Source organism: Ruthenibacterium lactatiformans (assembly GCF_000949455.1).
GTDB lineage: Bacteria > Bacillota > Clostridia > Oscillospirales > Ruminococcaceae > Ruthenibacterium > Ruthenibacterium lactatiformans.
In genome coordinates, this window is sequence record NZ_JXXK01000005.1 from 41,223 (window position 1) to 66,087 (window position 24,865).

General features: G+C 59.9%; 38 protein-coding genes. All 38 read right to left on the bottom strand.

The window, feature by feature from the left end; genetic code table 11:
* Positions 1–8: 8 nt before the first annotated feature.
* The 38 genes from TQ39_RS05110 to TQ39_RS05295 all read right to left on the bottom strand — a co-directional run bounded on the left by TQ39_RS05110 (position 9) and on the right by TQ39_RS05295 (position 24,717).
* Positions 9–2,420 carry a transglutaminase-like domain-containing protein gene (locus TQ39_RS05110; protein ID WP_050004793.1) on the bottom strand — a complete coding sequence of 804 codons (2,412 nt, stop codon included), beginning with the start codon at positions 2,418–2,420 and terminating at the stop codon, positions 9–11.
* Positions 2,407–3,387, bottom strand: coding sequence for a DUF58 domain-containing protein (locus tag TQ39_RS05115; RefSeq protein ID WP_082052124.1), 981 nt, complete (start codon positions 3,385–3,387; stop codon positions 2,407–2,409). The genes TQ39_RS05110 and TQ39_RS05115 overlap by 14 nt, the downstream gene beginning before the upstream one ends.
* Complete coding sequence (locus tag TQ39_RS05120; protein ID WP_050004795.1) at positions 3,384–4,301, bottom strand: AAA family ATPase; 918 nt, start codon at positions 4,299–4,301, stop codon at positions 3,384–3,386. Before TQ39_RS05120 ends, TQ39_RS05115 begins: the two co-directional genes overlap by 4 nt.
* A gap of 626 nt (positions 4,302–4,927) precedes the next feature.
* Positions 4,928–5,269, bottom strand: coding sequence for a 50S ribosomal protein L17 (gene rplQ, locus TQ39_RS05125; RefSeq protein WP_009322266.1), 342 nt, complete (start codon positions 5,267–5,269; stop codon positions 4,928–4,930).
* 21 nt (positions 5,270–5,290) lie between these two features.
* The gene (locus TQ39_RS05130; protein ID WP_009322265.1) at positions 5,291–6,244 is read right to left on the bottom strand and encodes a DNA-directed RNA polymerase subunit alpha; all 954 of its coding nucleotides are present in this window, start codon (positions 6,242–6,244) and stop codon (positions 5,291–5,293) included.
* Between the two features lie 81 nt (positions 6,245–6,325).
* Positions 6,326–6,952 carry a 30S ribosomal protein S4 gene (gene rpsD, locus TQ39_RS05135; RefSeq protein WP_009322264.1) on the bottom strand — a complete coding sequence of 209 codons (627 nt, stop codon included), beginning with the start codon at positions 6,950–6,952 and terminating at the stop codon, positions 6,326–6,328.
* A 17-nt stretch (positions 6,953–6,969) separates the two neighbouring features.
* The gene (rpsK, locus tag TQ39_RS05140; RefSeq protein ID WP_009322263.1) at positions 6,970–7,380 is read right to left on the bottom strand and encodes a 30S ribosomal protein S11; all 411 of its coding nucleotides are present in this window, start codon (positions 7,378–7,380) and stop codon (positions 6,970–6,972) included.
* 21 nt (positions 7,381–7,401) lie between these two features.
* A complete protein-coding gene (gene rpsM / locus TQ39_RS05145; protein ID WP_009322262.1) occupies positions 7,402–7,770 on the bottom strand; it encodes a 30S ribosomal protein S13 in 369 nt (122 codons plus the stop codon).
* A gap of 101 nt (positions 7,771–7,871) precedes the next feature.
* Positions 7,872–7,985, bottom strand: a complete 114-nt coding sequence (rpmJ, locus tag TQ39_RS05150) for a 50S ribosomal protein L36 (RefSeq protein WP_009322261.1) — start codon at positions 7,983–7,985, stop codon at positions 7,872–7,874.
* 34 nt (positions 7,986–8,019) lie between these two features.
* Positions 8,020–8,238 carry a translation initiation factor IF-1 gene (gene infA / locus TQ39_RS05155; protein WP_009322260.1) on the bottom strand — a complete coding sequence of 73 codons (219 nt, stop codon included), beginning with the start codon at positions 8,236–8,238 and terminating at the stop codon, positions 8,020–8,022.
* A 4-nt stretch (positions 8,239–8,242) separates the two neighbouring features.
* Entirely contained in the window at positions 8,243–9,001 is a 759-nt protein-coding gene (gene map / locus TQ39_RS05160; protein ID WP_009322259.1) for a type I methionyl aminopeptidase, read from the bottom strand.
* Positions 8,998–9,636 carry an adenylate kinase gene (locus tag TQ39_RS05165; RefSeq protein WP_050004796.1) on the bottom strand — a complete coding sequence of 213 codons (639 nt, stop codon included), beginning with the start codon at positions 9,634–9,636 and terminating at the stop codon, positions 8,998–9,000. The genes map and TQ39_RS05165 overlap by 4 nt, the downstream gene beginning before the upstream one ends.
* Before the next feature lie 32 nt (positions 9,637–9,668).
* On the bottom strand, positions 9,669–10,988 hold the full coding sequence (secY, locus tag TQ39_RS05170) for a preprotein translocase subunit SecY (RefSeq protein ID WP_050004797.1): 1,320 nt from the start codon (positions 10,986–10,988) through the stop codon (positions 9,669–9,671).
* A gap of 1 nt (position 10,989) precedes the next feature.
* Positions 10,990–11,427 (bottom strand): 50S ribosomal protein L15, encoded by a 438-nt coding sequence (gene rplO / locus TQ39_RS05175; protein WP_009322254.1) that lies wholly within the window; start codon positions 11,425–11,427, stop codon positions 10,990–10,992.
* 21 nt (positions 11,428–11,448) lie between these two features.
* Positions 11,449–11,613, bottom strand: coding sequence for a 50S ribosomal protein L30 (gene rpmD / locus TQ39_RS21585; protein WP_040909768.1), 165 nt, complete (start codon positions 11,611–11,613; stop codon positions 11,449–11,451).
* A gap of 266 nt (positions 11,614–11,879) precedes the next feature.
* Positions 11,880–12,380, bottom strand: coding sequence for a 30S ribosomal protein S5 (gene rpsE / locus TQ39_RS05185; RefSeq protein WP_009322250.1), 501 nt, complete (start codon positions 12,378–12,380; stop codon positions 11,880–11,882).
* An 11-nt stretch (positions 12,381–12,391) separates the two neighbouring features.
* Entirely contained in the window at positions 12,392–12,751 is a 360-nt protein-coding gene (rplR, locus tag TQ39_RS05190; protein ID WP_009322248.1) for a 50S ribosomal protein L18, read from the bottom strand.
* An 18-nt stretch (positions 12,752–12,769) separates the two neighbouring features.
* Positions 12,770–13,315 (bottom strand): 50S ribosomal protein L6, encoded by a 546-nt coding sequence (rplF, locus tag TQ39_RS05195; RefSeq protein WP_009322246.1) that lies wholly within the window; start codon positions 13,313–13,315, stop codon positions 12,770–12,772.
* A 16-nt stretch (positions 13,316–13,331) separates the two neighbouring features.
* A complete protein-coding gene (gene rpsH, locus TQ39_RS05200) occupies positions 13,332–13,730 on the bottom strand; it encodes a 30S ribosomal protein S8 (protein WP_009322244.1) in 399 nt (132 codons plus the stop codon).
* Between the two features lie 55 nt (positions 13,731–13,785).
* Positions 13,786–13,971 carry a type Z 30S ribosomal protein S14 gene (locus TQ39_RS05205; RefSeq protein ID WP_009322242.1) on the bottom strand — a complete coding sequence of 62 codons (186 nt, stop codon included), beginning with the start codon at positions 13,969–13,971 and terminating at the stop codon, positions 13,786–13,788.
* 15 nt (positions 13,972–13,986) lie between these two features.
* The gene (gene rplE / locus TQ39_RS05210) at positions 13,987–14,526 is read right to left on the bottom strand and encodes a 50S ribosomal protein L5 (RefSeq protein WP_009322240.1); all 540 of its coding nucleotides are present in this window, start codon (positions 14,524–14,526) and stop codon (positions 13,987–13,989) included.
* A gap of 18 nt (positions 14,527–14,544) precedes the next feature.
* Positions 14,545–14,859 carry a 50S ribosomal protein L24 gene (gene rplX / locus TQ39_RS05215; protein ID WP_009322238.1) on the bottom strand — a complete coding sequence of 105 codons (315 nt, stop codon included), beginning with the start codon at positions 14,857–14,859 and terminating at the stop codon, positions 14,545–14,547.
* 14 nt (positions 14,860–14,873) lie between these two features.
* On the bottom strand, positions 14,874–15,242 hold the full coding sequence (gene rplN, locus TQ39_RS05220) for a 50S ribosomal protein L14 (protein WP_009322236.1): 369 nt from the start codon (positions 15,240–15,242) through the stop codon (positions 14,874–14,876).
* Between the two features lie 30 nt (positions 15,243–15,272).
* On the bottom strand, positions 15,273–15,527 hold the full coding sequence (gene rpsQ / locus TQ39_RS05225) for a 30S ribosomal protein S17 (protein ID WP_009322234.1): 255 nt from the start codon (positions 15,525–15,527) through the stop codon (positions 15,273–15,275).
* A 16-nt stretch (positions 15,528–15,543) separates the two neighbouring features.
* Positions 15,544–15,744 carry a 50S ribosomal protein L29 gene (gene rpmC, locus TQ39_RS05230; protein WP_009322233.1) on the bottom strand — a complete coding sequence of 67 codons (201 nt, stop codon included), beginning with the start codon at positions 15,742–15,744 and terminating at the stop codon, positions 15,544–15,546.
* Positions 15,745–16,167 (bottom strand): 50S ribosomal protein L16, encoded by a 423-nt coding sequence (rplP, locus tag TQ39_RS05235; RefSeq protein WP_009322231.1) that lies wholly within the window; start codon positions 16,165–16,167, stop codon positions 15,745–15,747.
* Positions 16,167–16,874 (bottom strand): 30S ribosomal protein S3, encoded by a 708-nt coding sequence (gene rpsC / locus TQ39_RS05240; protein WP_009322229.1) that lies wholly within the window; start codon positions 16,872–16,874, stop codon positions 16,167–16,169. The genes rplP and rpsC overlap by 1 nt, the downstream gene beginning before the upstream one ends.
* A gap of 14 nt (positions 16,875–16,888) precedes the next feature.
* Positions 16,889–17,224 (bottom strand): 50S ribosomal protein L22, encoded by a 336-nt coding sequence (rplV, locus tag TQ39_RS05245; RefSeq protein WP_009322227.1) that lies wholly within the window; start codon positions 17,222–17,224, stop codon positions 16,889–16,891.
* A 22-nt stretch (positions 17,225–17,246) separates the two neighbouring features.
* Positions 17,247–17,522, bottom strand: a complete 276-nt coding sequence (gene rpsS, locus TQ39_RS05250) for a 30S ribosomal protein S19 (RefSeq protein ID WP_009322225.1) — start codon at positions 17,520–17,522, stop codon at positions 17,247–17,249.
* A 14-nt stretch (positions 17,523–17,536) separates the two neighbouring features.
* Positions 17,537–18,367 (bottom strand): 50S ribosomal protein L2, encoded by an 831-nt coding sequence (gene rplB, locus TQ39_RS05255; protein ID WP_009322223.1) that lies wholly within the window; start codon positions 18,365–18,367, stop codon positions 17,537–17,539.
* A gap of 110 nt (positions 18,368–18,477) precedes the next feature.
* On the bottom strand, positions 18,478–18,774 hold the full coding sequence (gene rplW / locus TQ39_RS05260; protein ID WP_009322221.1) for a 50S ribosomal protein L23: 297 nt from the start codon (positions 18,772–18,774) through the stop codon (positions 18,478–18,480).
* Positions 18,774–19,397: a 50S ribosomal protein L4 gene (rplD, locus tag TQ39_RS05265; RefSeq protein WP_009322220.1), complete on the bottom strand. Its 624-nt coding sequence runs from the start codon at positions 19,395–19,397 to the stop codon at positions 18,774–18,776. Before rplD ends, rplW begins: the two co-directional genes overlap by 1 nt.
* A gap of 14 nt (positions 19,398–19,411) precedes the next feature.
* Positions 19,412–20,044, bottom strand: a complete 633-nt coding sequence (gene rplC, locus TQ39_RS05270) for a 50S ribosomal protein L3 (protein WP_009322218.1) — start codon at positions 20,042–20,044, stop codon at positions 19,412–19,414.
* Positions 20,045–20,161: 117 nt separating this feature from the next.
* On the bottom strand, positions 20,162–20,473 hold the full coding sequence (rpsJ, locus tag TQ39_RS05275) for a 30S ribosomal protein S10 (protein ID WP_009322216.1): 312 nt from the start codon (positions 20,471–20,473) through the stop codon (positions 20,162–20,164).
* Positions 20,474–20,922: 449 nt separating this feature from the next.
* Complete coding sequence (locus TQ39_RS05280; protein ID WP_050004798.1) at positions 20,923–22,686, bottom strand: Rqc2 family fibronectin-binding protein; 1,764 nt, start codon at positions 22,684–22,686, stop codon at positions 20,923–20,925.
* Positions 22,687–23,091: 405 nt separating this feature from the next.
* Positions 23,092–23,838: a Nif3-like dinuclear metal center hexameric protein gene (locus TQ39_RS05285; RefSeq protein ID WP_050004799.1), complete on the bottom strand. Its 747-nt coding sequence runs from the start codon at positions 23,836–23,838 to the stop codon at positions 23,092–23,094.
* Positions 23,826–24,515: a class I SAM-dependent methyltransferase gene (locus TQ39_RS05290; protein WP_050004800.1), complete on the bottom strand. Its 690-nt coding sequence runs from the start codon at positions 24,513–24,515 to the stop codon at positions 23,826–23,828. The genes TQ39_RS05285 and TQ39_RS05290 overlap by 13 nt, the downstream gene beginning before the upstream one ends.
* A gap of 1 nt (position 24,516) precedes the next feature.
* Positions 24,517–24,717: a DUF1858 domain-containing protein gene (locus tag TQ39_RS05295; RefSeq protein ID WP_009322208.1), complete on the bottom strand. Its 201-nt coding sequence runs from the start codon at positions 24,715–24,717 to the stop codon at positions 24,517–24,519.
* Positions 24,718–24,865 lie beyond the last annotated feature (148 nt).

Sequence of the window (24,865 nt, forward strand, 5' to 3'; positions counted from 1 at the left end):
TTTTGCGGTCAATACAGGCATAAGATCCATTTTTCCCAAAAACGGCGCAGCGGCCCGCTCTCCTTCTCCCGTCGGGCCGCGCATTGGCCGGCATATTCGGTCAGCGCCCCAAGCTCCTCCGGTGTCAGCACATGATTGCTGAACTTTGCTTTTTCCGCCAGTTCCCTCAGACGCGCGGGCGGCGGCGCAGCGCCCCGGCACAGCCGTTCCAGATAGACCCACGTATCCAGCGCCGCCCGGCTGCGGGCAGGGCCCTGCATCCTGCGCGCCCTGCGCGCCAACACAAGGCGGCGGCGCAGCCATACGGCAGCCGCCAATGCGGGCAGCGCCAGCAGCCACAGCGCCTGCACCGGCAGCTGCCACGAATCCGCCCCCGCGGCCGCCGGCCCCGACGTGTCCGGCCGGGCCCCGCCCGGCTCCTCTTCGGAGCGTTCTGTTCCCGGCGCGCGGTCCGGGCCGTTCACCGCAGGGTCTGCTCCCTGTTCCTTTCGTCCTTCCGTTTCGGATGACGCAGTGTCGCGGGAGGCGGCATTGCTTTCCCCGTTCTCCGGCACGCCTTCACCGGAAAGCAATGCCTCCGGCAGCACACTGGTTTCGCGCGCAAAACCCGGCGTCGCTTCCAAAGGCAGCCAGCCGAAGCCGTCCAGATAATATTCCACCCATGCATGGGCGGCGCTGTCCGGCACATCGGCCCTACCGCCCTGTACAACAGCGACATAACCGCTCACATACCGTGCCGGGATATCCAGCGCGCGCAGCATAACCGCTGCTGCCGAGGCAAAATGCACGCAGTAACCCTGGCGGGACTGCGTCAGAAAATGCAGCACAAAGTCTTCATCCCGCGGCTGGACAGGCGTATCCAGACTGTACCGGGCCGCACTTCCGATGTATTGCGCCACCTGCCGGGCTGTCTCTGCCGTGCCGCCGTCGGTGCGGATGCCCGCCCTCGCCGCCAGCGCCTGCATTGCCTGCGCCGTATCCGCGGGCAGCGCGGTATATTCCCGATAGACGGCCTCTCTATAAAAGCGCTCCGGCTGTTCCAGCTCCGGCAGCAGCGGCAGTTCCAAATGGATCCGTTGTTCCGTCCATTCCTGCTCATCCGGCGGTACGCCCGCCAGCCAATATTCGCCGTAAAATTCCGTTATCCAGCTCTGCGTGTCCAAATCATGCGTCACACTGCCATCGGAAACATATGTCATCCCCGGCACAGCCAAAGGATAGTACGGCAGATAGCACAGATCCGTACCATCTCCGACGCTTGTCACCGTCATCTGCTCGCCTTCGCCGCCCAGCGCCCCCAGGTTCAGAGCAGGCAACTGCAGCGGGTGCGGCGCAGGCTCTGTGCCCTCCGCCGCAAGCTGCACCGCACCCAGGCTGCAATCCTTCCATGCACGGCCCGTATAATCACCGGCGGACGCGCCGCGCAGATAAAACACACCGTCAATTCCGCATTCCACCCGCAGCACTGTACGGCCTGTGTAAACACGGGGGCCTGCTGTCTCCAGCCGCAGTCCGCCGCCGGAGGATGCACGCCACGGCAATGCAGACGGCGTATTTCCCTGCACCAGAGCGATCACGTCCCGTTGCATCCTGCCCGCCCAGGACGGCCGGATAAAGTCTCTGTCCGGCAGAAAAATCTGCAGCCCCAGCAGCAGCGCCAGAGCGGGCGCCAACAGGCCCCAGGTAACACGGCCGGCCTGCGCCGGGCTGGAGCGCCGCAGCGCATGTGTCAGCAGCAGCAGCGTCCAAAACAACAGGCACATCAGCTGCGGAACGGGCGCGGCAGCCTGCGTTACTACCAGCGGCAGGCAAAACGGCGGCACTGTCAGCGCGGCCGAAAACAAAGCCGAACGCTGCCACAGCAGAGCCGCGCCCAGCAACCCCGCCAAAATCGCCGCATAAGCACAAAAAAATATTGTCAGGGAACGGTTTTCCAACGTCATTGGCACATCGGAAAACCACACGGGGATCGCCGGAAAATATGCATGGTACGCCTGTGTGATATTCTGTGCAGTCAAAACCGCACCGCGCAGGGCGTTTTCCCCTGCGGACGCCAGGAGCGCCGCTCCCAGCAGCAGCGCAGGAAGGCGCAGCAGGCGCGCCGCACGCAGCGGCAGCGCTAAAAACCATACAACAGCTGGAACCGCCGCACAGCTCAGCGCTACCGCTCCGCGCCCAACCGGCAGGTCAAAGCCTGTGACAACGGCAAATACCGTTCCTCCCACGCCCAGCCACAACAACAAAAGGCTGGAAAGCGCGCTCCACAACGGCGCTTTTCTTGGAGCGTTGTGCCGGCCTGTCCTGCGCCAAAAGGGCGTCCCGGCTTTTCCGACGCCGGCGTGCCCCGGGGCAAGGCGGGTATGCCGCCCCGCAGCAGAAAGCGAAATACCGGGCGTCTTTCGCCGTTTATCCCGCATCATCCGCCGCCTCCTTTTCCGCGCGCAGGGTATAGCTCCATTCCGCCTGCGGCGGCGCCCAACCCGGCGCCCAGCCGTCCGCACCGTCCGCCGGTTCAGCCAAAAGACGGTACAGCAGCGCATCCAACTGCCCGGCCTCATCCACCAGCGCCGTGTGCACCACGCCGTTCTCACCGGGCCACAACACAGTGTGAGACACTCCCTGCTGCGTCAGACGCGCGGACAACCAGCACAAATGCTCCAATACCCGGTCCAGCGCGTCAGGGCCGCCCCGCCTCTCCACCAGCAGAAGGGCGCGCGCCCGGCAGGGCACCAGCGCCTCCCGGACGATCATCTCTCCTGTTTTTGCCGTCAGCTTCCAGTGAACCGTGCGCATAGGGTCTCCCGGGCGGTAGGGCCGCAGCTCATGCTCCTCGGCATACGCGCCCACCCGGGGCTTCATCGGTCCGCCGGATACGGCCCCCGGCAGCGGCGGCTCCGGCGAAAGGGCAACGGGCCGCGGCCGCACGGTGACAATGACCGCGCCCGGCCTGCGCACAGGCAGGCGGAACAGGCCCAGATAATCATATACCCACGCACGCCGCACGCTGCACCGCAGTGCCGCGCAGTGCGCAGTGTCCAGCTCCCATTCCGCAGGAGCCTCCCCGCGCAAGTGAAGCCACCGCGCACAGTCCTGGCCCGGATGCGTCCGGTCCTCCACCGAAATACGTACTTCCATACGCGCGGCAGGCATCCATCCCAGCATATATACCTGTAAAACACAGGTTTTTTCCCGCTCTACCGCCGCGGGCGCGTGCAGCACGATACCCGCTGTCAGCATCGCCGGAAGGCTTACCACAAGGGAAAACAAAGGCAGGCAGACGGCCAGCATCAGAACATACCATGCCAATTGGCCGAAATAAAAGCAATAAAACAGCACGGCCCCGCCCAGCGCCAACCCATAGACCGCGCGCGCCGCCCACACCCTCATTTGAGCTGCGGCGCGCTTATACTGCGCATCAGATCGTCCAGCAGCGCGTCCACATCCCTTGTCTGCGGCGCGGGGATCAACCGGTGTGCCACCGTACAGTGAAAGATGCGCCGCACATCCGCAGGTGTGACATAATCCGCGCCCCGGGCAAGCGCCGCGGCCTTTGCCATAGCGGCCACAGCCAGTGTGGCGCGCGGGCTCGCCCCCTGTACCAGTTCCGGCAAGGTCCTTGTTCCCGCCACGAGCCGTACAATATAGTCCAGTACATCGTCGCTCACATAGATCTGGTCTGTCTGTGCGCGCAGCGCCGCCAGCCCGGCCTTGTCCAGAGCCTGCTGCACGCCATCCAGGGGATTGCCCTTCTGTTTCCGGCGCAGCATGCGCAGCTCATCCTGCGGTTCCGGGTATCCGAGGGACAACTTCACCATAAACCGGTCCATCTGGGAATCCGGCAAAAGCTGCGTCCCCGACGCTCCGGCGGGATTCTGTGTTGCAATAACGATAAAAGGGCGGGGCAGCGCATGCGTTACGCCGTCCACGGTCACTTGCCCCTCCTCCATGGCCTCCAACAGTGCGGCCTGTGTGCGGCTGGTCGCACGGTTCAGCTCATCGGCCAGGAACAGGTTGCACAGCACGGCGCCGGGCTGGTATTCCATTTTCCCCACAGCTTTGTTGTAAAGAGAGAAACCCGTCACATCTGAGGGCAGCACGTCCGGCGTGAACTGCATACGGTTATAGCGCAGGCCCAGCGCCTTGGAAAAAGCCAGCGCCATCGTTGTCTTACCTACGCCCGGCACATCCTCCAGCAAAATATGGCCGCCCGCAAGGATGGCCAGCACCGCACGCAGCAGCACCGCATCCTTACCCACCACAGCCTTTTTTACTTCGTCCATTACTTTGCCGATGCCCGCCATATCCGCACTTCCCCGCTCCCGATTTTCTACATTTTATCATAAAACGACAGCCCCCGCCACCGCAGGGGCCATTGCTACCTGTCCAAACATGTAAAAGTTTTCGCACCGCAGCGCGCAAAGGCCAAATATTGCAGGATGGTAAAGGCTGTATATCCGCTGTGCAGCAATATTTGAAAAATAACCGCAGGCTATTTTTCAGGCCATGCGGGCCGCCCCCGGCCCGCGGCCATCGGGATAAGCTTTTTTATTGCGGGGCAATAAAAAATGGCCTGCGGCCGCTCCGGCCCATATGGCCGTCAGGACGGGGCTTTTATTGCGCAGTCATAACCACCAGCTAAGCTGGTGGCTTGAGTAGGCTCTATAAGAGCCTATTACCGACAAGCGTCTTAAGACGCACTGAAATTTATTTCGCTTGCATAACTTGCCCCACAGCCCGTAAATGGGCGATTGCTGTTCTAACGGAAGCTTTCTATTATTGAAAGCTTTCTGTTAGCAGCTCGCTTCGCTCGATGCTTGAAGCTAAAGCTTTTTACGGGACACCTCCACCGGCAGAGCCGGTGGTTTCCGTAATCAATAAAAACATCCCCCGTGCCGATTTCCTGCACGGGGGATGTTTTAAACAGAACTTAAACCAGTTCGATGATCGCCATTTCGGCGGCGTCGCCGCGGCGCACACCAGTCTTGATGATACGGGTGTAACCGCCGTCGCGGTCGGCGTATTTCGGGCCGATCTCGTCGATGACCTTCTTTGCCACGCTCTCTTTCGTGATGAAGCCGTACACCTGACGCTTCGCATGCAGGTCTTCACGCTTGCCGAGGGTCACCATCTTCTCCGCCATCGCGCGCACTTCCTTTGCACGCGTCGCCGTGGTCTCGATCTTGCCTGTCTCAAACAGGAAAGTCACCATAGCGCGGAGCATCGCCTTGCGGTGGTCGCTGGTTCTGCCAAGTTTTCTTGTACCGGGCATCCCATTTCACTCCTTTGCAGTTTACTCGTCGTCTTTTGTAAGGGTAAAGCCGAGGGAATCCAGTTTCGCCATAACTTCCTCAAGGCTCTTGCGGCCGAGGTTGCGCACTTTCATCATCTCGTCTTCGGATTTGTTGATCAGGTCTTCCACGGTATTGATGCCGGCGCGCTTCAGGCAGTTGAAAGAACGCACGGAAAGGTCCAGCTCCTCAATGGTCATCTCGAGAGCCTTTTCCTTGCCCTTGTCGTCCTTTTCCACCATGATCTCGGCGTCCATCGCCTCCTGCGAAAGCGTGACGAACAGGTTCAGATGCTCGGTCATGATACGCGCGGCAAGGCTCACGGCCTCCTTCGCGCTAATCGTGCCGTCCGTCCAGACCTCAAGCGTCAGCTTGTCGTAGTCGGTAATCTGGCCCACGCGGGTGTTCTCCACCGTGTAATTCACCTTGAGTACAGGGGTATAGATGCTGTCGACAGGCAGAGCGTTCAGGGAAGCCTGCTCCGCAGCCTGCTTGTTGCGTTCCGCCGGGACATAACCGCGGCCCTTGTCGAACACAAGCTCCATGATGAGCTTCGCGCCGTCCGCCAGGGTCGCAATGTGCCAATCAGGGTTCAGCACCTCGATCTCCGCATCCTGCTGGATGCTGCCGGCAGTTACCTCGCCCTCACCGCTCGCTTCGATGCGAACGGTTTTCGGGGTATCGGAATAAAGCTTTGCGGTGATGCCTTTGACGTTCAGGACGATCTCGGTAACGTCTTCCTTCACGCCCTCGATCGTGGAGAACTCATGGACTACCCCGTCGATTTTAATGCTGGTGACTGCCACGCCCGGCAGGCTGGAAAGCAGCACACGCCGCAGGCTGTTGCCCAAGGTGGTACCGAAACCGCGCTCCAGCGGCTCCACGACGAATTTGCCGTAACGGCCGTCTGCGGAAAGGCTGGCGGTATCGATCTTGGGTCTCTCAATCTCCATCATTCTAAAACCCTCCTTAGTTCAGGCAGGCGGCGGCACGCCGCCTGCCAAAATGTTCGCATACGGTGATGAGGATCACGGGGATTATTTGGAGTACAGCTCGACGATGAGGTGCTCCTCGATGTCGAAATCGATGTCGGCACGCTCGGGCAGCTTCGTGACGTTGACAGTCATCTTCTCAGCGTCCTTGTCCAGCCACGCAGGCACGGGGCGGGCGCTGTTCTTCTCGATGCACTCTTTGATCTTGTCGCAGTCCGTGGTGCGGACGGCGACCTTGTCGCCCTCTTTCACGAGGTAGGAGGGGATGTTCACGGTCTGGCCGTTCACGGTAAAGTGACGGTGCAGCACCAGCTGGCGGGCTTCCTTGCGGCTCATCGCAAAGCCCGCGCGGTAGACGATATTGTCCAGTCTGCTTTCAAGGATCCTAAGCAGATTCTCACCGGTGATGCCGGATTTGCGCTCGGCCATTTCAAAGTAATGGGCGAACTGGCTCTCCAGAACACCGTAATAGCGTTTTGCTTTCTGTTTCGCGCGCAGCTGCAGGCCGTATTCAGAGACCTTCTTACGGGCCTGGTTCTGGCCGTGCTGGCCCGGCACGAAGCTGCGGCGGGCGAGCGCGCATTTGTCGGAGTAGCAGCGGTCGCCCTTCAGGAAGAGCTTCTGGTTCTCACGACGGCACTGGCGGCAAACTGCGCCTGTATATCTTGCCATTGTTTTTCCTCCTTCAATTAAATGCGGCGGCGCTTGGGCGGGCGGCAGCCGTTATGCGGAATGGGGGTAACGTCCTTGATCATATTTACCTCCAAGCCGGTGGCCTGCAAAGCACGGATAGCGGCTTCACGGCCGGAACCAGGGCCTTTCACATAAACTTCTACCGACTTCATGCCATGCTCCATCGCGGCGCGGGCGGCCGTCTCGGCAGCAGTCTGCGCGGCAAACGGCGTGCTCTTGCGGGAACCGCGGAAGCCCAGGCCGCCTGCGCTGGCCCAAGACACGGCATTGCCCTGCACGTCCGTAATGGTAACAATGGTGTTATTGAATGTGCTCTGGATATGCGCGCAGCCACGTTCAATATTTTTGCGCTCGCGGCGTTTGCCACGCACGGGGGCGCCTTTTTTAGCAGCGGCTTTTGTTGCCATCTAACTGTCCTCCTTGTTGGATTACTTCTTCTTGTTGGCTACAGTGCGCTTCGGACCTTTGCGGGTACGGGCGTTCGTTTTGGAACGCTGGCCGCGCACGGGCAATCCCTTGCGGTGACGCGTGCCGCGGTAGCACTGGATCTCGACAAGGCGTTTGATGTCGAGCGCGGTGTTACGGCGCAGGTCGCCCTCAACGGTGAAGTTTTTATCAATGTAGTCACGGATAAGCGCTTCTTCGTCCTTGGTCAGGTCCTTCACTCGGGTATCGGGATTGATCTTCGTGGCGGCGAGGATCTCGTCCGCAGCACTGCGGCCAATGCCGTAGATATAAGTGAGGCCAATTTCGACTCGCTTTTCCTTGGGCAAGTCAACTCCGGCGATACGTGCCATGGTTTTAGCACCTCCTGATTTATTTATCCCCTTGGTGGATCATGCCGCAGAAGGCCGGCGGGATAAGAACGTCCTTGTGCGGCTGGAATGCTGTTTGTCGATTAACCCTGGCGCTGTTTGTGCTTCGGGTTCTGGCAAATCACCATGACGCGGCCTTTGCGCTTGATGACTTTGCACTTTTCGCAAATCGGTTTCACGGAAGGTTTCACCTTCATACTTGGTACCTCCTTCAAGCTGCGCCCTGAATGGTTACTTCGAGCGCCATGTGATGCGGCCCTTCGTCAAATCGTAGGGGCTCATCTCAAGTGTGACTTTGTCTCCCGGCAGGATGCGGATGAAGTTCATGCGCAGCTTGCCGGAAATGTGTGCCAGCAGGCGGTGCCCGCCCTGGATCTCCACAAGGAACATCGCATTGGGCATGGCCTCTACCACGACACCTTCTACTTCGATGACGTCTTCTTTGGACAAGCTTCTACACCCTCCTTGGCTGTGTGAGGATGACCGGCCCGTTCGGCGTGATGGCGATCGTATGCTCAAAATGAGCCGCGAGGCCGCCGTCAACGGTCTTGGTCGTCCATCCGTCTGACATGGTTTTTACGACGTGGCTTTTTTCGTTTACCATCGGTTCGATGGCAAGCACCATCCCGTTCACGAGGCGCGGCCCGCGCCCCGCCGTGCCGAAGTTCGGCACCTCCGGGTCTTCGTGCAGCTCGCGGCCCACGCCGTGGCCGACGTAGGTGCGCACGACGGAAAAGCCGGCGTCCTCCACGTACTGCTGCACCGCCGCGCTGATGTCGCCCACACGGTTGCCTGTCTGCGCGGCCGCAATGCCGCGCATCAGCGCCTCCTTCGTAACGTCCATCAAGCGCTGCGCCGTTTCGGAAACTTCGCCGCACGCGAACGTGGCGGCGTTGTCGCCGTTCCAGCCATGGACGGCGGCGCCTGTGTCGATGCTGACGATATCGCCTTCGTGCAGCACGATGCCATGGGACGGAATGCCGTGGATAACGACGTCGTTCACAGAGATGCATGCGCTGCCCGGGAAACCGCCCAGGCCCTTGAAATTGGGCCGGGCTCCCTGGCTGACGATATAATCGTAAATGATCTTGTCGATCTGAGCCGTCGTAACGCCCGGCTTGACGGCCTCGCCGCCCAGCCGCAGCGCCTCTGCCGAAATCTGGCAGGCCGGCTTCATGGCCTCGACTTCTTTTGCTGTTTTAACGAGGATCACAGGCTGACCCCCAGCTTCTCAAGCAGGAGCCTTGTGGTATCGGCCACTTCTTCCTGCCCTTCCACCACCACCAGCTTGCCCCGTTCGCGGTAAAAATCCACCAGCGGCTCGGTAAGCTCGTGATAGATCTTCAGGCGTTCGAGAATGGTGGCCGGCTCGTCGTCCTTGCGCACGATCAGCGCGCCGCCGCAGCGGTCACACACATCGGGCTTGACGGACGGCTTGGCCGTGGTGTGGTAGCTCGCCCCGCAGGCCGAGCACACCCGGCGGCCGGACAGCCGCTGGATGATACGCTCGTCCGAAACTTCGATGTCCACGACCTTGTCGATGCCGACGCCCATCTCCTCGAGAGCCTCGGCCTGCGCCACGGTGCGGGGCACGCCGTCCAGAATAAAGCCGTTTTTACAGTCGTCCTGCGCGAGGCGTTCTTTGATGATGCCGATGATCACGTCGTCGGGGACAAGCGCGCCGGAATCGATAAAGGCCTTGGCTTTCACGCCCATCTCGGTTTCGTTTTTCATCGCTTCACGAAGAATGTTACCGGTGCTGATGGCCGGGATGTTCAGCTTGTCGCATACGATCTCGGCCTGCGTGCCCTTACCGGCGCCGGGCGCGCCTAAAAGGATCAGTTTCATAATGCCTTTCCCCCTTCAACAGTTTGCCGTGCTCATTCAAGGAAACCCTTGTGATGGCGCATCAGCATGTAAGATTCAAGGCTGCGGGACGTATCCAGCGCAACGCCGACAACGATCAGCAAGCTGGTGCCGCCCAGGGAGATGTTTACGCCCGTAACCGTTCCCAGCACAATGGGAAGGACCGCCACGATGCCCAGGAATACGGCGCCGATGAAGGTGATCTTGCCCAGCACCTTGGTGATGAAATCACTGGTCGGCTTACCGGGACGGTAGCCGGGGATGGTGCCGTTGTTGTTGCGCAGATTGTTGGCGATCTCCACAGGGTTATACTGCATCGCCACATAGAAATAGTTGAACGCAATGATGAGCAGCAGATAGATTGCTGCATACACCCAGCCGGTGGTGCTGAACATCCGCAGGAATGGAGCGGCAAACGGATGGTCCGCCGCATTGTACAGGTTCGGGAAGAACCCGCCGATGGTACCCGGGATGGAGGCCAGCGCACTGGCGAAGATGACCGGCATAACGCCGCTCATGTTCACCTTGATGGGGATGTGCGTGCTCTGCCCGCCGTACATCTTGCGGCCGACAACGCGCTTTGCGTACTGGACCGGGATGCGACGTTCGGCAGCGTTCAGGATCACGATGAACACAACCACTGCAACGGCCAGAACAACAAGCACCGGGATCAGGAAGTAATATTTCACTTCGCCGCCCGCCGCGAGGCCCAGCCAGGTCTTGATGGTGGTGAAGATACTGGTCCAGCGGGAAACGATGCCCGCGAAGATCAGAATCGAGATACCGTTGCCGATGCCCTTCACATCGATCTGCTCACCCAGCCACTGAATGAGCAAAGAGCCCGCAGTGAACGCAAGGATCACAACGATGGCAGAGAACACCTGCGCAAACATCTGCGCACCGCTGCCATAAACGAGGGCGCCCTGGCCGCGCAGCAGGAAATAATATCCAACGCCCAGCGCCAGCGCGATGCCCGCGCCCGTGTAGCGCGTGATGCGCGTCAGCTTCTTGCGGCCATCCTCTCCCTCTTTGGACAGGCGCTCCAGCGCCGGGATGGCGACCGTGAGAAGCTGGATGATGATGGATGCGTTGATATACGGCGTAACGCTCAGCGCGAACAGCGTCGCGCGGGAAAACGAACCGCCGGTGAGCATGTCGATGTAACCGAGCATGCTGCCGCTCTGTCCGGCCACCCAGCCCTGCAGCGCCTCAGGGGCGATGAAGGGCACGGGGATGGCGCAGCCGAGACGGAAAATGACGATGACCAAAAGTGTGTAAAGCAACTTCTTGCGCAGATCTTCGATCTTCCACGCATTGCGGAATGTTTCAAACACTTTAGATCACCTCAGCCTTCCCGCCTGCCTTCTCAATTTTCTCCTTGGCGGAGGCGGAGTAGGCGGTGAGTTTCACATTGAGCGCCTTCGTCAGCGTACCGTTGCCGAGGACCTTGACGCCGTCAAGCGTCTTTTTGATGATACCCTTTTCGATCAGGGCGTTCGCGTCTACCGTACTGCCGGCCTCGAACTTTTCCAGGTCGCTAACCTTAATGGTAGCATATTCGGTAGCGAAAATATTGTTGAAACCGCGCTTGGGCAGACGGCGTTGCAGCGGCATCTGGCCGCCTTCAAAACCGGCTTTCTTGGCGCCGGAACGCGCTTTCTGGCCCTTGTGGCCGTAACCGGCCGTCTTGCCGTTGCCCGAACCGGCGCCGCGGCCCTTGCGTTTCGCAGCCTTGCTCGCGCCCTCGGCGGGCTTTAATTCATGAAGCATCATTTCGAGTGCACCTCCTTGCTTTTACGCTTTGGTAACCTCTACCATGTGAGAGATTCTGTTGATTTTGCCGTGCGTGGCGGCATTGTCGGGCTGTGTGGTCACATCGCCGGCCTTCTTCAGACCCAGGGCCTTCGCGGTGGCGATCTGCTTCTCACTGCGCCCGATCAGGCTCTTAACGAGCTTGATGGTGAGGCTGCCTTCAGCCTTCGCGGGTGCCTTCTTTGCGGGTGCTTTCTTGGCCGGAGCCTCGGCGTCCGCTTTCGCGGCAGCCTTTTTGGCCGGGGCCTTCTTTGCGGCCGTTTCGCCGTCCGCCTTTTTGGCGGGGGCTTTCTTCGCGGCGGGCTTCTTTTCCGCAGCGGGCTTGGCGGCAGCTTTCTTAGCGGGAGCTTTCTTCTCCTCTACGGCCTCTTCGGCCGCGACGATCTTCTCTTCAGCCATTGGTCACTGCCTCCTTAACCCAGAATTTCTTTCACGGTCTTGCCGCGCTTCGCAGCCACCTGCTCGGCGCTCTGCAGGCTGCACAGGCCGTTCACCGTGGCGGTAACCACGTTGCAGGGGTTGTTGGTGCGCTGGCACTTCGTGCGGATATCCTTGATACCGGCAACCTCCAGCACAGCGCGCACAGCGCCGCCGGCGATCACGCCGGTGCCTTCGGGCGCCGGACGAAGCAGCACGCGGCCCGCGCCGAACGCGCCGACGGTCTCGTGCGGGATGGTGGTGCCCTTCATGTTGATGCGGTGCAGATTCTTCTTGGCGGCCTCGCAGCCTTTGCGGATCGCCTCGGGAACCTCGGCCGCCTTGCCAAGGCCGAACCCAACGATGCCGTTGCCGTCGCCCACGACGACCAGAGCGGAGAATTTCATCACACGGCCGCCCTTAACGGTTTTGGATACACGGTTGATGGCAACAACCTTCTCTTGTAAATCCAAAGTGGATGCGTCAATCATTTCCATTTGTATCCTCCTTACAGCTCCAGGCCGCCCTCGCGGGCGCCCTCAGCCAAAGCCTTGACACGGCCGTGATATACAAAGCCGCCGCGGTCATACACCGCTTTCGTGATGCCCTTGTCAGCAGCACGCTTCGCGATGGCCATACCGACCTTCTTGGCAGCCTCGATATTGCCGCCGAACCCTTCAAAATCTTTATCCATGCTGGACGCGGAAGCCAGCGTCACGCCGGCCACGTCATCGATAAGCTGGGCATAAATATGTTTGGAGGAGCGGAACACATCGAGACGCGGGCACGCTGCGGTGCCGGAGATCTTGCCGCGTACACGGCGGTGTCTGCGCAGACGAGACACATTCTTGTCCGGTTTATTAACCATTGTCGTTCACTCCTTCTCTTATTTAGCGCCCTTGCCGGCTTTACCCTCTTTGTGGGCGACATATTCGCCCGCATAGCGGATGCCCTTGCCCTTGTAGGGTTCAGGCGGACGTTTCTCGCGGACTTCCGCGGCAAACTGGCCGACACGCTGTTTGTCGATACCGTTGATGACGATCTTCAAGGGATCGGGAACGTCAATCGTGATACCGTCGGTCTCAGGCACGATGACCTGATGGGAATAACCCAGGTTCATCACAAGGTTTTTGCCCTGCTTTGCGGCGCGGTAGCCCACGCCCTGGATCTCCAGCTCCTTTTTGAAGCCGTTGGTAACGCCCTCCACCATGTTGCTGATGAGAGTGCGGGTGAGGCCATGCAGGCTGCGGGCCTCCTTCTCGTCATTGGGGCGGGTAACCACTACTTCACCATTCTCCACTTTGGCTGTCATCATGGGATGGATCTTGGAATCGAGCGTACCCTTGGGGCCCTTCACGGTAATGTTGCTGCCATCGATCTTGACCTCAACGCCCGTGGGAATGACGATGGGTTTTCTTCCAATTCTCGACATTGTCTATGCCCCTTTCTTACCACACAAAGGCGAGAACTTCGCCGCCAACGTTGTTCGCGCGGGCCGCCTTGTCCGTCATAACGCCTTTCGAGGTGGAGATGATCGCGGTGCCAAGGCCCTTCATGACCTTCGGCATATCTTCACAGTTGGTGTAGATACGCAGGCCGGGCTTGGAAACGCGGCGGATGCCCGAGATAACGGGAGCGCCGGTCTCGGTGTATTTCAGTGCGATGCGGATGACGCCTTGCTTGTCATCGGCGATGACCTGAACGCCCTTCACATAGCCTTCTTCCAGCAGAATGTTGGCAATCGCCTTTTTCAAGTTGGAAGCAGGGATGTCCACAGAAGGGTGTTTGGCAGTACTGGCATTGCGGATGCGGGTGAGCAGGTCCGCGATAGGATCAGTAATATTCACGCCACTAACCTCCTAAATTCATTGTAAAATCTGTTTGTGCCGGCAGCCGGACGGCTTACCAGCTGGCCTTCTTAACGCCCGGGATCTCGCCCTTGTAGGCAAGCTCGCGGAAGCAGATACGGCAAATGCCGTATTTGCGCAGATAAGCGTGGGGCCTGCCGCAGATTTTGCAACGGTTGTAAGCACGGGTGCTGAACTTCGGCGCCATCTGCTGTTTGATCTTCATGCTTGTCTTAGCCAAATCTCATGCCCTCCCTTAGTTCGCAAACGGAGCGCCCAGAGCCTTCAGCAGCTCTTTGGCCTCTTCGTCGGTCTTAGCGGTGGTTACGAAGCAGATGTCCATGCCGCGCACGGCGTCGATCTTATCGTAATCGATCTCAGGGAAAATGAGCTGTTCCTTCACACCGCAGCTGTAGTTGCCGCGGCCGTCGAAGGAGTTGCCGTTGATGCCGCGGAAGTCGCGCACACGGGGCAGAGCCACGCTGAAGAAGCGGTCCACGAATTCGTACATGCGTTCGCCGCGCAGGGTGACCTTCGCGCCGATGGGCATGCCTTCGCGCAGCTTGAAGTTTGCGACGCTCTTCTTGGCCTTGCAGACGATGGGCTTCTGGCCCGTGATCTTCGCCAGGTCGGAGAGGATCGCGTCCATGATCTTCGGATTATCGCGGGCTTCGCCGCAGCCGACGTTGATCACGACTTTATCCAGCTTCGGGATTTGCATCACGCTTTTGTAGTTGAATTTCTTCATCAGAGCGGGAGCAATTTCCTTGGCGTAGGTTTCCTGTAATCTTGCCATTCTTTTCTACTCCCTTTCTTAAAACTCGGCGCCGCATTTTTTGCAGACGCGAACTTTTTTGCCGTCCTTTTCGGTGTGGCCCACACGCGTGGCCTTGCCGCACTTCGGGCAAACCGGCATGACCTTGCTGGCGTACATGGCGCCCTCGGCCTTGACGATACCGCCCTGCTCGCCCTGACGGCGGGGTTTCACGTGTTTGGTCACCATATTGCGGCCTTCCACGATCACTTTGCCTTCCTTGGGGCTTACCTGCAGTACCTTACCGGAGTTACCGCGGTCTTTGCCGCTGATAACCATAACGGTGTCGCCGGTTTTAACATGAACTTTTGCCATTCTGTTAAACCTCCTTACAGCGATTCCGGAGCAAGGCTGACGATCTTCAGGTAGCCATTGTCACGCAGCTCGCGCGCGACTGGTCCAAAGATACGAGTGCCCCTCGGGTTTTTGTCGTCGCGGATGATGACCGCGGCGTTTTCGTCGAAACGGATATAGGAACCGTCCTCGCGGCGCAGGCCCTGTTTGCTGCGAACCACAACAGCCTTGACCACATCGCCTTTTTTCACTTGGCCATTGGGCGCCGCTTTCTTCACGGAAGCTACGATCACGTCGCCAATGCCGGCATATCTCTTGCGGGAGCCGCCAAGCACGCGGATGCACATGATTTCCTTCGCACCGGTGTTGTCAGCCACTTTGAGATAGCTTTGCATCTGTACCATAAGACAGAATCTCCTTTCAAAGCTGCTCGCTTATTTCGCCTTTTCGATGATCTGCACCAGGCGCCAGCGTTTGTCGGCGCTGATGGGGCGGGTCTCCATGATTTCCACACGGTCGCCCACGCCGCACTCGTTTTTCTCGTCGTGCGCTTTGAACTTCACGGTGCGTTTCATGATCTTTTTGTAGAGAGGGTGCTGCACACTGTCCTTAACGGCGACAACGATGGTCTTATCCATCTTGTCGGACACAACGACACCCACGCGGGTTTTTCTCAAATTGCGTTCCATGTCTTTCCTCCCTCTCTTATTGTGCGTCTTTCAGCTCATTGCTGCGCATGACGGTCTTCACGCGGGCAATGTCTTTTTTGACGGTTTCGATACGGCCGGGATTCTCAAGCTGGTTGATCGCGTGCTGGAAGCGCAGGTTGAAAAGCTCTTCTTTCAGCTCGGCCAGTTTCTTGGTCAGCTCGGCCGCGCTCATATCACGCAGTTCATTCGCCTTCATTTACGCTTCCTCCAATCCTTCACGTTTCACAAACTTGCACTTGACGGGCAGCTTGTGTGCGGCAAGGCGCAGGGCCTCGCGCGCGGTCTCCTCGCTCACGTCCGCGATCTCGAACAGAACGCGGCCGGGCTTTACCACGGCCACCCAGTACTCGGGGCTGCCTTTACCGGAGCCCATTCGGGTCTCGGCCGGCTTCTCGGTAACGGGCTTATCCGGGAAGATCTTGATCCAAACCTTACCGCCACGTTTGATGTAGCGGGTCATGGCGATACGGGCCGCCTCGATCTGGTTCGAGGTGATCCAGGACGGCTCCAGGGCAACAATGCCAAAATCGCCCTGAGAAACTGTATTACCGCGCATGGCCTTGCCGGTCATACGGCCACGGTGCACGCGGCGGTATTTAACGCGTTTCGGCAGTAACATTATTTGTTGCCTCCTTCTTTCCGTGCTCTGGGCTTCGCGCCTTTCAGCACTTCGCCCTTATAGATCCAAACCTTGATGCCGATCTTGCCGTAGGTGGTGTCCGCCTCGGCAAAGCCGTAATCGATGTCCGCGCGCAGCGTCTGCAGGGGAATGGTGCCCTCGTGATAGCTCTCGCTGCGGGCGATGTCGGCGCCGTTCAGACGGCCGCCGATCTGGATCTTGATGCCCTTCGCGGCAACCGCGCCGGAGCCGCGGCGGGGGCTCATCGCATTGCGCATGGCCATCTTCGTGGCGCGGCGGAAAGCGATGCGGCGCTCAAGCTGGGACGCAATGTCCTCGGCCACAAGCTGCGCGTTGGTGGACATGTTGTTTACTTCCACGATGTTCACCAGCACGTCCTTGCCGGTCATCTTGGAGAGCTGAGCCTGGATCTTCTCCTTCTCAGCGCCCTGACGGCCGATGACCATGCCCGGCTTCGCGCAATGGATGGTAACGCGGATGCGGGGCTTGCTGGTGGCGTTGTCGATCGTGCGCTCGATCTCGATCTTGGGCACGCCGGCATTGTAAAGCTGCTTTTTCAGCACCTTGCGGATCTTGTAATCTTCAACCAGGGTGTCGCCGAATTCGCGCTTGGACGTAAACCAGCGGCTGTCCCAATCTTTGATGACGCCCACGCGAAGTCCGTGGGGATTGACTTTCTGACCCATACTGTTTTACCTCCTTACTCTTTCTCTTTGAGCACGACCGTGATATGGCTCGTTCTCTTCAAGATACGGAACGCACGGCCCTGCGCGCGGGGCATCACGCGCTTCAGCGTGGGGCCCGGGGTGACGAAGCACTCGGCGACGTACAGGTTGTTCTTATCCATATTGTGGTTGTTTTCCGCATTGGCGGCGGCAGATTTCACCAGTTTGTAAAGGAGCTCAGAGGCGGCCTTCGGGGTGTACTGCAGAATCGCCAGCGCTTTGTCAAGGTCCTCGCCGCGGATGAGGTCCAGCACGACGGAAACCTTGCGGGGCGCGATGCGGGCGTATCTAAGATGTGCCCTTGCTTCCATTGTAATCCTCTCCTATCCTTCTTTATCGACCGGTGGTCTTGCCGCCCGCGTGGCCCTTAAAGGTGCGGGTGGGGGCGAACTCGCCCAGCTTGTGGCCAACCATGTCCTCGGTAACGTATACGGGAACATGCTTGCGGCCGTCATGCACAGCGAACGTGTGGCCGACAAAATCCGGGAAAATGGTAGAGGAGCGGCTCCAGGTTTTGAGCACGCGCTTCTCGCCCGCTTCGTTCATCGCTTTCACGCGTTTCAGCAGCACCGGCTGTACAAAAGGTCCTTTTTTAACACTTCTACCCATGACAGCTCTCCTCCTTACTTCGTGGCGCGTTTCACGATGAACTTATCGGAACGCGCGTGATGTTTGCGTGTCTTGTAACCCATAGCGGGCTTGCCCCACGGGGTGACAGGGCCGGGACGGCCCACCGGGCTCTTGCCCTCGCCGCCGCCGTGCGGGTGGTCGCAGGGGTTCATGACGGAACCGCGGACGGTCGGACGCCAGCCCATATGGCGCTTGCGGCCGGCCTTGCCGATGTTCACGTTCTCATGGTCGACGTTGCCGACCTGGCCGATCGTGGCGATGCAGTTCACGGGAACGTTGCGCATTTCGCCGGACGGCAGGCGCACCAGAGCGTATTTGCCCTCTTTCGCCATCAGCTGCGCCATGTTGCCGGCGCTGCGCACCAGCTGCGCGCCCTTGCCGGGGTACAGCTCGATGTTGTGGATAATGGTGCCGACGGGGATATTGGCGAACGGCAGGCAGTTGCCCGGCTTGATGTCGGCGCCTGCGCCGCTCATCACGGTGTCGCCCACCTTCAGGCCTTCCGGAGCAATGATGTAGCGCTTTTCGCCGTCCTCATACTGCACCAGCGCAATGTGCGCGGAACGGTTGGGGTCGTACTCCAGCGTCTTGACAACGGCGGGCATATCCACCTTGTCGCGCTTAAAGTCAATGACGCGGTACTTCGTGCGGTTGCCGCCGCCGTGATGGCGGACGGTGATGCGGCCCAGGTTGTTGCGGCCGGCGGATTTTTTCATCGGCTCGAGCAGGCTTCTCTCGGGCTCGACCTTGGAAAGAACCGAATAGTCGGTCACGGTCATGCCGCGGCGGCCCGGCGTAGTCGGTTTATACTTTTTGATAGCCATGTTCTTTCTCACTTTCTTGTCTTATGACATTATTATCGGAGTCATATCTCCATAGGCGGCCCCTCTGGGGCCTTGGCGCCTTCTTATGCGGCGCGCGCACCCATGTGCGCTTAGACCATGGATTCGAAGAAGTCGATGCCCTTGGAATCCTTGGTGAGGGTGACGATGGCTTTTTTGGACGAAGCCGTGTAGCCTGCGTGGGCACCCTGGCGGCGGAAACGACCGCGCACGGAAATGGTGTTCACCTTGGCGACCTTCACGCCGAACAGCTCTTCAGCCGCACGGGCGACGTCCACCTTGGTGGCGTTGGTGGCAACCTTGAAGGTGTACTTCTTCAGCGCGATGCCAGCCATGGAAGCCTCGGTAATGACCGGGGCGAGGATGATGTCCTGAGCGGGAGTTTTCATTACGCAAATACCTCCTCGAGTTTCTTCGCGGCATCCACGCTGATGACGAACTTGCCGCCGTTCAGCACTTCATAGGTGTTGATGCTGTCGGCCGTAGCGGTCTTGACGCCCGGGATGTTGGCGGCGCTCTTCACGAGCTTCGCGTCCACAGCCGGGGTGACGATGAGCGCCTTCTTGTCGGCGCCGATGGCCGTGAGCATGTTCACGACGGTCTTGGTCTTGTACTCGGCGGCCTTCAGCTCGTCGATGACGATGATGTCGCCGCTCTGGGCCTTGCTGCTCAAAGCAGACAGCAGCGCCAGACGCTTGACCTTCTTGTTCAGGCGATAGCTGTAATCGCGGGGCTTGGGGCCCAGCGCTACACCGCCATGCGTCCACTGCGGGCTGCGGGTAGAGCCCTGGCGCGCACGGCCGGTGCCCTTCTGGCGCCACGGCTTGCGGCCGCCGCCGGACACTTCGCTGCGCGTCTTGGTGCTCTGCGTGCCCTGACGCTGATTGGCGAGGAAATTCACAACAGCCGCGTGCATAACTTTTTCATTGGGAGTGATGCCAAAGACGGCGTCGGAAAGCTCAACCGTGGATACCTTCTTGCCGTTCATATCTAAAACGTCAAATTTTGCCATGATGCTTTCCTCCTTTACGCCTTCACGCTGTCAGAGATGCAAACCACGCTGCCCTTGGGGCCCGGGATCGCACCTTTGATAGCGATCAGATTATTTTCTGCGTCAACCTTGACGACCTTGAGGTTCTGGATGGTAACGCGCTCGGCGCCCAGATGGCCCGGCAGGCGTTTGCCCTTGAACACGCGGGACGGCGTGGAGCAGGAGCCCATGGAACCGGCGTGGCGCGCCACAGGGCCGGTGCCGTGGCTTTCACGCAGACGGTGCTGGTTCCAGCGCTTGATGGCGCCGGCGTAGCCCTTGCCCTTGCTGGTGCCCACAACGTCGATGCGGTCGCCCACGGCGAACACGTCGGCCTTGAGGATATCGCCCACGTTCATGGCGCTGATGTCGTCCAGGCGGAACTCACGCAGCGTGCGCTTGGGCGCGACGTCCGCTTTATCGAAGTGGCCCTTGGCGGGTTTCGAAACCTTCTTGGCCGAAATATCGCCGTAGCCCAGCTGAACGGCCACATAGCCGTCGCTCTCCACCGTTTTCTTCTGCACGACCGTGCAGGGGCCTGCTTCCACAACCGTGACGGGCACGACTTTGCCGTTCTCGTCAAAGATCTGGGTCATGCCCATCTTCTTGCCGATGATACCTTTTTGCATTTCGTTTTGCCTCCTAACAGGTTATTGGTTGATGCCGTTCACGGGGCACCAACATGACCTCTCCTACGAGAGCTGACAAACGGGGAACCCGCTGCATTGTCCTTTTATAAAAAAGAATTACAGCTTGATCTCGATGTCAACGCCGGCGGGGAGCTGCAGGCTCGTAAGAGCCTCGACCGTCTTGTTGGACGGCTTCAGGATGTCGATGAGACGCTTGTGGGTGCGGTTCTCGAACTGCTCGCGGCTGTCTTTGTACTTGTGTACCGCGCGCAGGATCGTGATGACCTCTTTGTCAGTGGGAAGAGGGACCGGGCCGGACACGCGGGCGCCTGTGCGCTTCGCCGTTTCCACGATCTTCTCCGCCGCGCTGTCGATGAGGGACGCATCGTAGCTCTTCAAACGAATCCTGATTTTCTCCTTGACTGCCATTTGTTTCGCCTCCTTAAAATTTTGCGTGGGACGAACCATTCGATAAATACTGAACACTGCGCCGGGTGTTTCACGCCATTGCATCAGAAAATCCGGTGAACCGCCATGCAGTTCCTCCGGAAGCACTTTCAGCAAATTAGTGTGGACATTGGTTTGAGGGGAGCAACTTCCCGCAAACGTATCCCTTTGCATTCAGTATTCTTTCGCCCGGTTCATTGATCGGACATACTCGGCGGAAAAACCGGCACAAAGTGCCGCAACCTCCCGCGTCAACGCATATCGCTGCCCTGCGAAAATGCAGGGCATTCGCAGTCGCCTAATAATAATACCAAAAACCCCTGCGCAATGCAAGGGTTTTTGATAAATTTTATAAGAAGTTTTCGATTTTACGCTTTGCACAGAACCCCCGATTTTCACCGGGCGGCGCTTGGTTATTTTGCCGCGCCTGCTCATTTCGCCCGCAGGCGCTCCGCCAGCGCCGGGTCCGGCGTGACGACGGCCGTCTCGTAAGGGTCGTACAGCACCATGCCGGGCTTTGCCCCGTTCGCCTTCCAGACGTTCCGCACCTCGGTATAATCCACCTGCACCTTTGCGCCGCCGTTCTGGCTGGAGTGCACCGCCGCAAGGACGGCCGCCTCCGTCTTGGTGGTGTCCGGCACGGGCTGTCCGCCGCTGAGCACCACCGCGTGGCTGCCGGGCGCGTTCTTCACATGGAACCAGACATCCCTACCCCGCGCGGTCTTGAGCGTCAGCCTGTCGTTTTGGGCATTGTTCCGTCCCACCAGGATGGGGAAGCCGTCCGAGGACACATACCGCAGAAAATCCGCAGGCTTCTGCTTTTTGTCCTTCGCTTTATAATACTTCAGGTATCCCTGACTCTTCAGCTCGGCGCGGATCTCCGCCAGCGCGGCCTCGCCCTCGGCCGTCTCCACCTCGTATTGCACCGTAGCCAGATACTCCGCCTCCGCGTCGCTTTCCGCGATCAGCTCCGTCAGCATGCGGGCGGCCGTCTGTTTTTTCTTGTATTCCTTAAAATACTTCTGGGCATTGGCGCTGGGCGAAAGGCGCACATCCAGCGGGATCGTCACTTCCTTACCGTCATAGTAATTCGTCAGCGTCACGTTTTTCGCGCCGCGCTGGATGGCCCACAGATTGGCACTCAGAAGCTCACCGTAAACGCGCAGTTCCTCCGAGGCCGCACTCTGCGCCTGTTCCTCCCGGCGGGCGGCGGCTTTGCGCACGGCACGCTCGTGCAGATTGTGCACGGTCTTTGCCAAATCGCGGCTCTTCTGACGCAGGCGCTCCGCCTTGTCCTTGGCTGCGTAGTAGCTCTCCAGCAGTTCCGAATAGCTGCCGTATTCCACAAGATCCGCCCCGCTGTACTGCGTCAGCGGCAAAAAGCTGAATTCCACCGGGCGCCCGTCCACCACAACCGCCACCGGCGTGCCGCCGTCCGCGTAAGCCGCCTGAACAAAGGTCACCGCCTCCAGCAGAGCCGCCTTTTCCTGCTCCGTCATCCGGCTGGCGGTCACGTCCCGCCCGCCGAAAGCGCGGTACGCGGCTTCGCGGCAAACCACCGGGCCCACGCCGCCCGTTGTCTTGATGAGTGCCTCCGCTACGGGCAGTTCTTTCTGCGACACCGCCGCCACGATGCCCGCCGCGCTGACGCCCAGAAACGACGCCTTCTGCGGCTGGGGCGGCAGCGTGTAAGCAAGGCCCGGCAAAAGCTGCCGAACCTCGCTGTCCTCAAAGTCCACGCGTTTGAGCGCGTCGATGATCTTCCCCTCCGCCGCCGGGTTTGCCGGGTTTTTCGTCTGCACCAGCACCAGGTTGGAATACCGGCCCATCAGCTCGGCCGCCATCGTGTTCACCACGGTGTCGCCCATTTCGTTGGTGCACTGGAAGTCAAAAAACAGAATGCGCTCGTCCGGCAGCGTGCGCACCTCCAACAGCCGTCCGCCCGTGAAATGCTTGCGCAGCAGCATGCAAAACGAGGGCGGCGTCTGCGGATTCTCAAACGTCTCTTTTGTCAGGCACGCGCGGGCCGAGCCGCTGCGGGCCGAAAGGAACAGGCGCGGATTGTCCGTGCGCGTGCGCAGATTGAGTACGACCTCGTCCCGGGTCGGCTCGAATATTTTATCGATCCTCGCGTCCGCCAGTGCGGCGGACAGCTCTTTTGCGCACAGCGCAAGGGCAGCGGCGTCTAAAGCCATTGTTTTCTCCTTTTTCCATCCGGGCCAAAGCATTTCATCCCGCACACGCCCGGCAGCGGTTTCACCGGCGCGTTATCACTCACGCCGCAGATATTTCACAAAGCATACGGCCCCAGCACATACCGCGCTGTGGGAAACACCGAAAAAATCATCAGCATTCCAGCCTCATCCATCTTCTTCAGATCTCTTTCCATCGGCCGGAACCGTCGTTCGTCCGGCGCGCGCCTGTTTTTGGCATATTACTCTTTGCTGTCTATCATTACATTATATAATATATAACGCAAGCGGTCAAAGACCGTCTCTGCGTTCCAAAAAATCTTATGTATGCAGGCAGGCCAAGGCTCCGCCCGTGCGGCCGCGTCAAAAGCAGCGATGCGCCTGCCAAACGACCGCGCTTCCCCGTTGTTAAAAATAAAGGAAAGGGTCCGCATCCGCAGCGCTGCGCTGTACACGCAGGCCCGGGAACGCTTCGGCGATCCGGTGCGCCAGTACACCGGCAATGGCTGTCTCCGTGGCAAAATGCGTCGCGGCTATCAGCGTGACGCCTGCCGCCAATGCATCCAGCGCGTCATGGTGCCCGGCCTCGCCCGTCACAAGGCAGTCCGCGCCCGCGGCGGCCGCCTCTGCGGAAAAATCGCCGCCGCTGCCGCTCACAACGGCCACGCGGCGCACCGGGCCGTGGGCGTCCGCCCATTTCACGGGCGCGGCAAGCGCCTTGCCCACAAATTGCGCAAACGCGGCCGCTTCCATCGTTTCCGGCAGCACGCCGACACGTCCGATGCCTCCGGCAAACGGCTCTGTGTCCCGCAGGCCCAGCGCCTGCGCCAGCACGTCGTTTACACCGCCCTGCGCCTTGTCCAGATTCGTATGCATGCATACGGCGGAAACGCCCTCCCGCACCAACAGGGCGGGAACGTCATCCTGGCGAAGCTCCTTCAAAGGGCGAAATATGACCGGGTGGTGCGAAACAATTGCATTGCACCCCACAGCACGCGCTTCCCGCACCGTGGCGGGGGTGATGTCCAGCGCGCACAGCACGCCCGTCACCTCCTGCGCGCAGCGCACCAAAACGCCCACGTTGTCCCAGCTCTCCGCAGTCTGCGCCGGAGCGATGCTTTCCAGATAAGACGCAAGCTCTGTCAGGCTTGGCATGTATTCGCTGCCTCCTCCACCGCGGCGGCAAGCGCCAGCAGCCGTTTTGATTCCTCCGGCGCGGCTCCCCGCGCCTCCTTTTTAAGAAGCATGGCCTCCCGGGCAAGATAGCCTGCCGCATGCGGTCCGCGCCCGGCACGGCCCACGACGCACCACAGAGGATCGGGCGTCTTTGTTCCGCCAGTATAAGCCGCGTGCATCACGGTATAATACCGTCCGGCGGCCAAAACCGGCGTCTCATCCAGCAGCGTAAAGCCGTGCTGTGCCAGCCAGCGGCGCAAAAAAGGGTGCTTTGTAGCCGGGATGAAGATGAAGCGCATGTCGGGTTTCGCGGCATAGAACGCTTCCGGAGCCTGCTCCAACATCCCGCACACCGTCACGCCCGAAACGCCCGCAATGACGATATCGTCCGCTTCGCCCGGGCGCAGCACAGAAAGCCCCGCGCCAAGGCGGCATTCCACCACGTCCCCGCAGCCATGCAGGGTAACGAGGCGCTGCGCCGTGGCAAGCGGGGCCGAGCGGATATCGCTTGCGATGATCTTTCTGCATTTGCCCTGCGCGGCCAGCGCCACGGACAGCCTGCCGTGGTCGCAGCCGACGTCCGCCGCCACGCAGCCCGGCCGTACATAAGCGGCCGCGGCGGCAAGGCGTGCGTCCAGGACCGGGGGCTGCAGCATCTTACTTTCCGGCAATGGCCGCGTTCAGCTTGGCCAGCAGCGCGTCAACGTCCTGGCCGTGGACATAGCAGGCCTGCTCCACCGTCTCGCTGCGGGCGGACGGGCAGCCCAGACAATGCATGCCGATCTCAATGAACAGGGGCGCGGTCTCCGGCGCGGCGTCCAGAATATCGCCGAGAATGGTGTCTTTGGTAATGGTCATGGAAAAATCCCTCCGTAAAACGATATACAAAAGCCGGCCTTTCCGGCTCTGCTGCTGATGATGCTTCCAGCCTCATGCGCGCAAAGCGCGCGTGGCGGCGTAAGCGGCGGCCTTGAGGTTATTATACCACGATGCCGCCGCAGGCGGC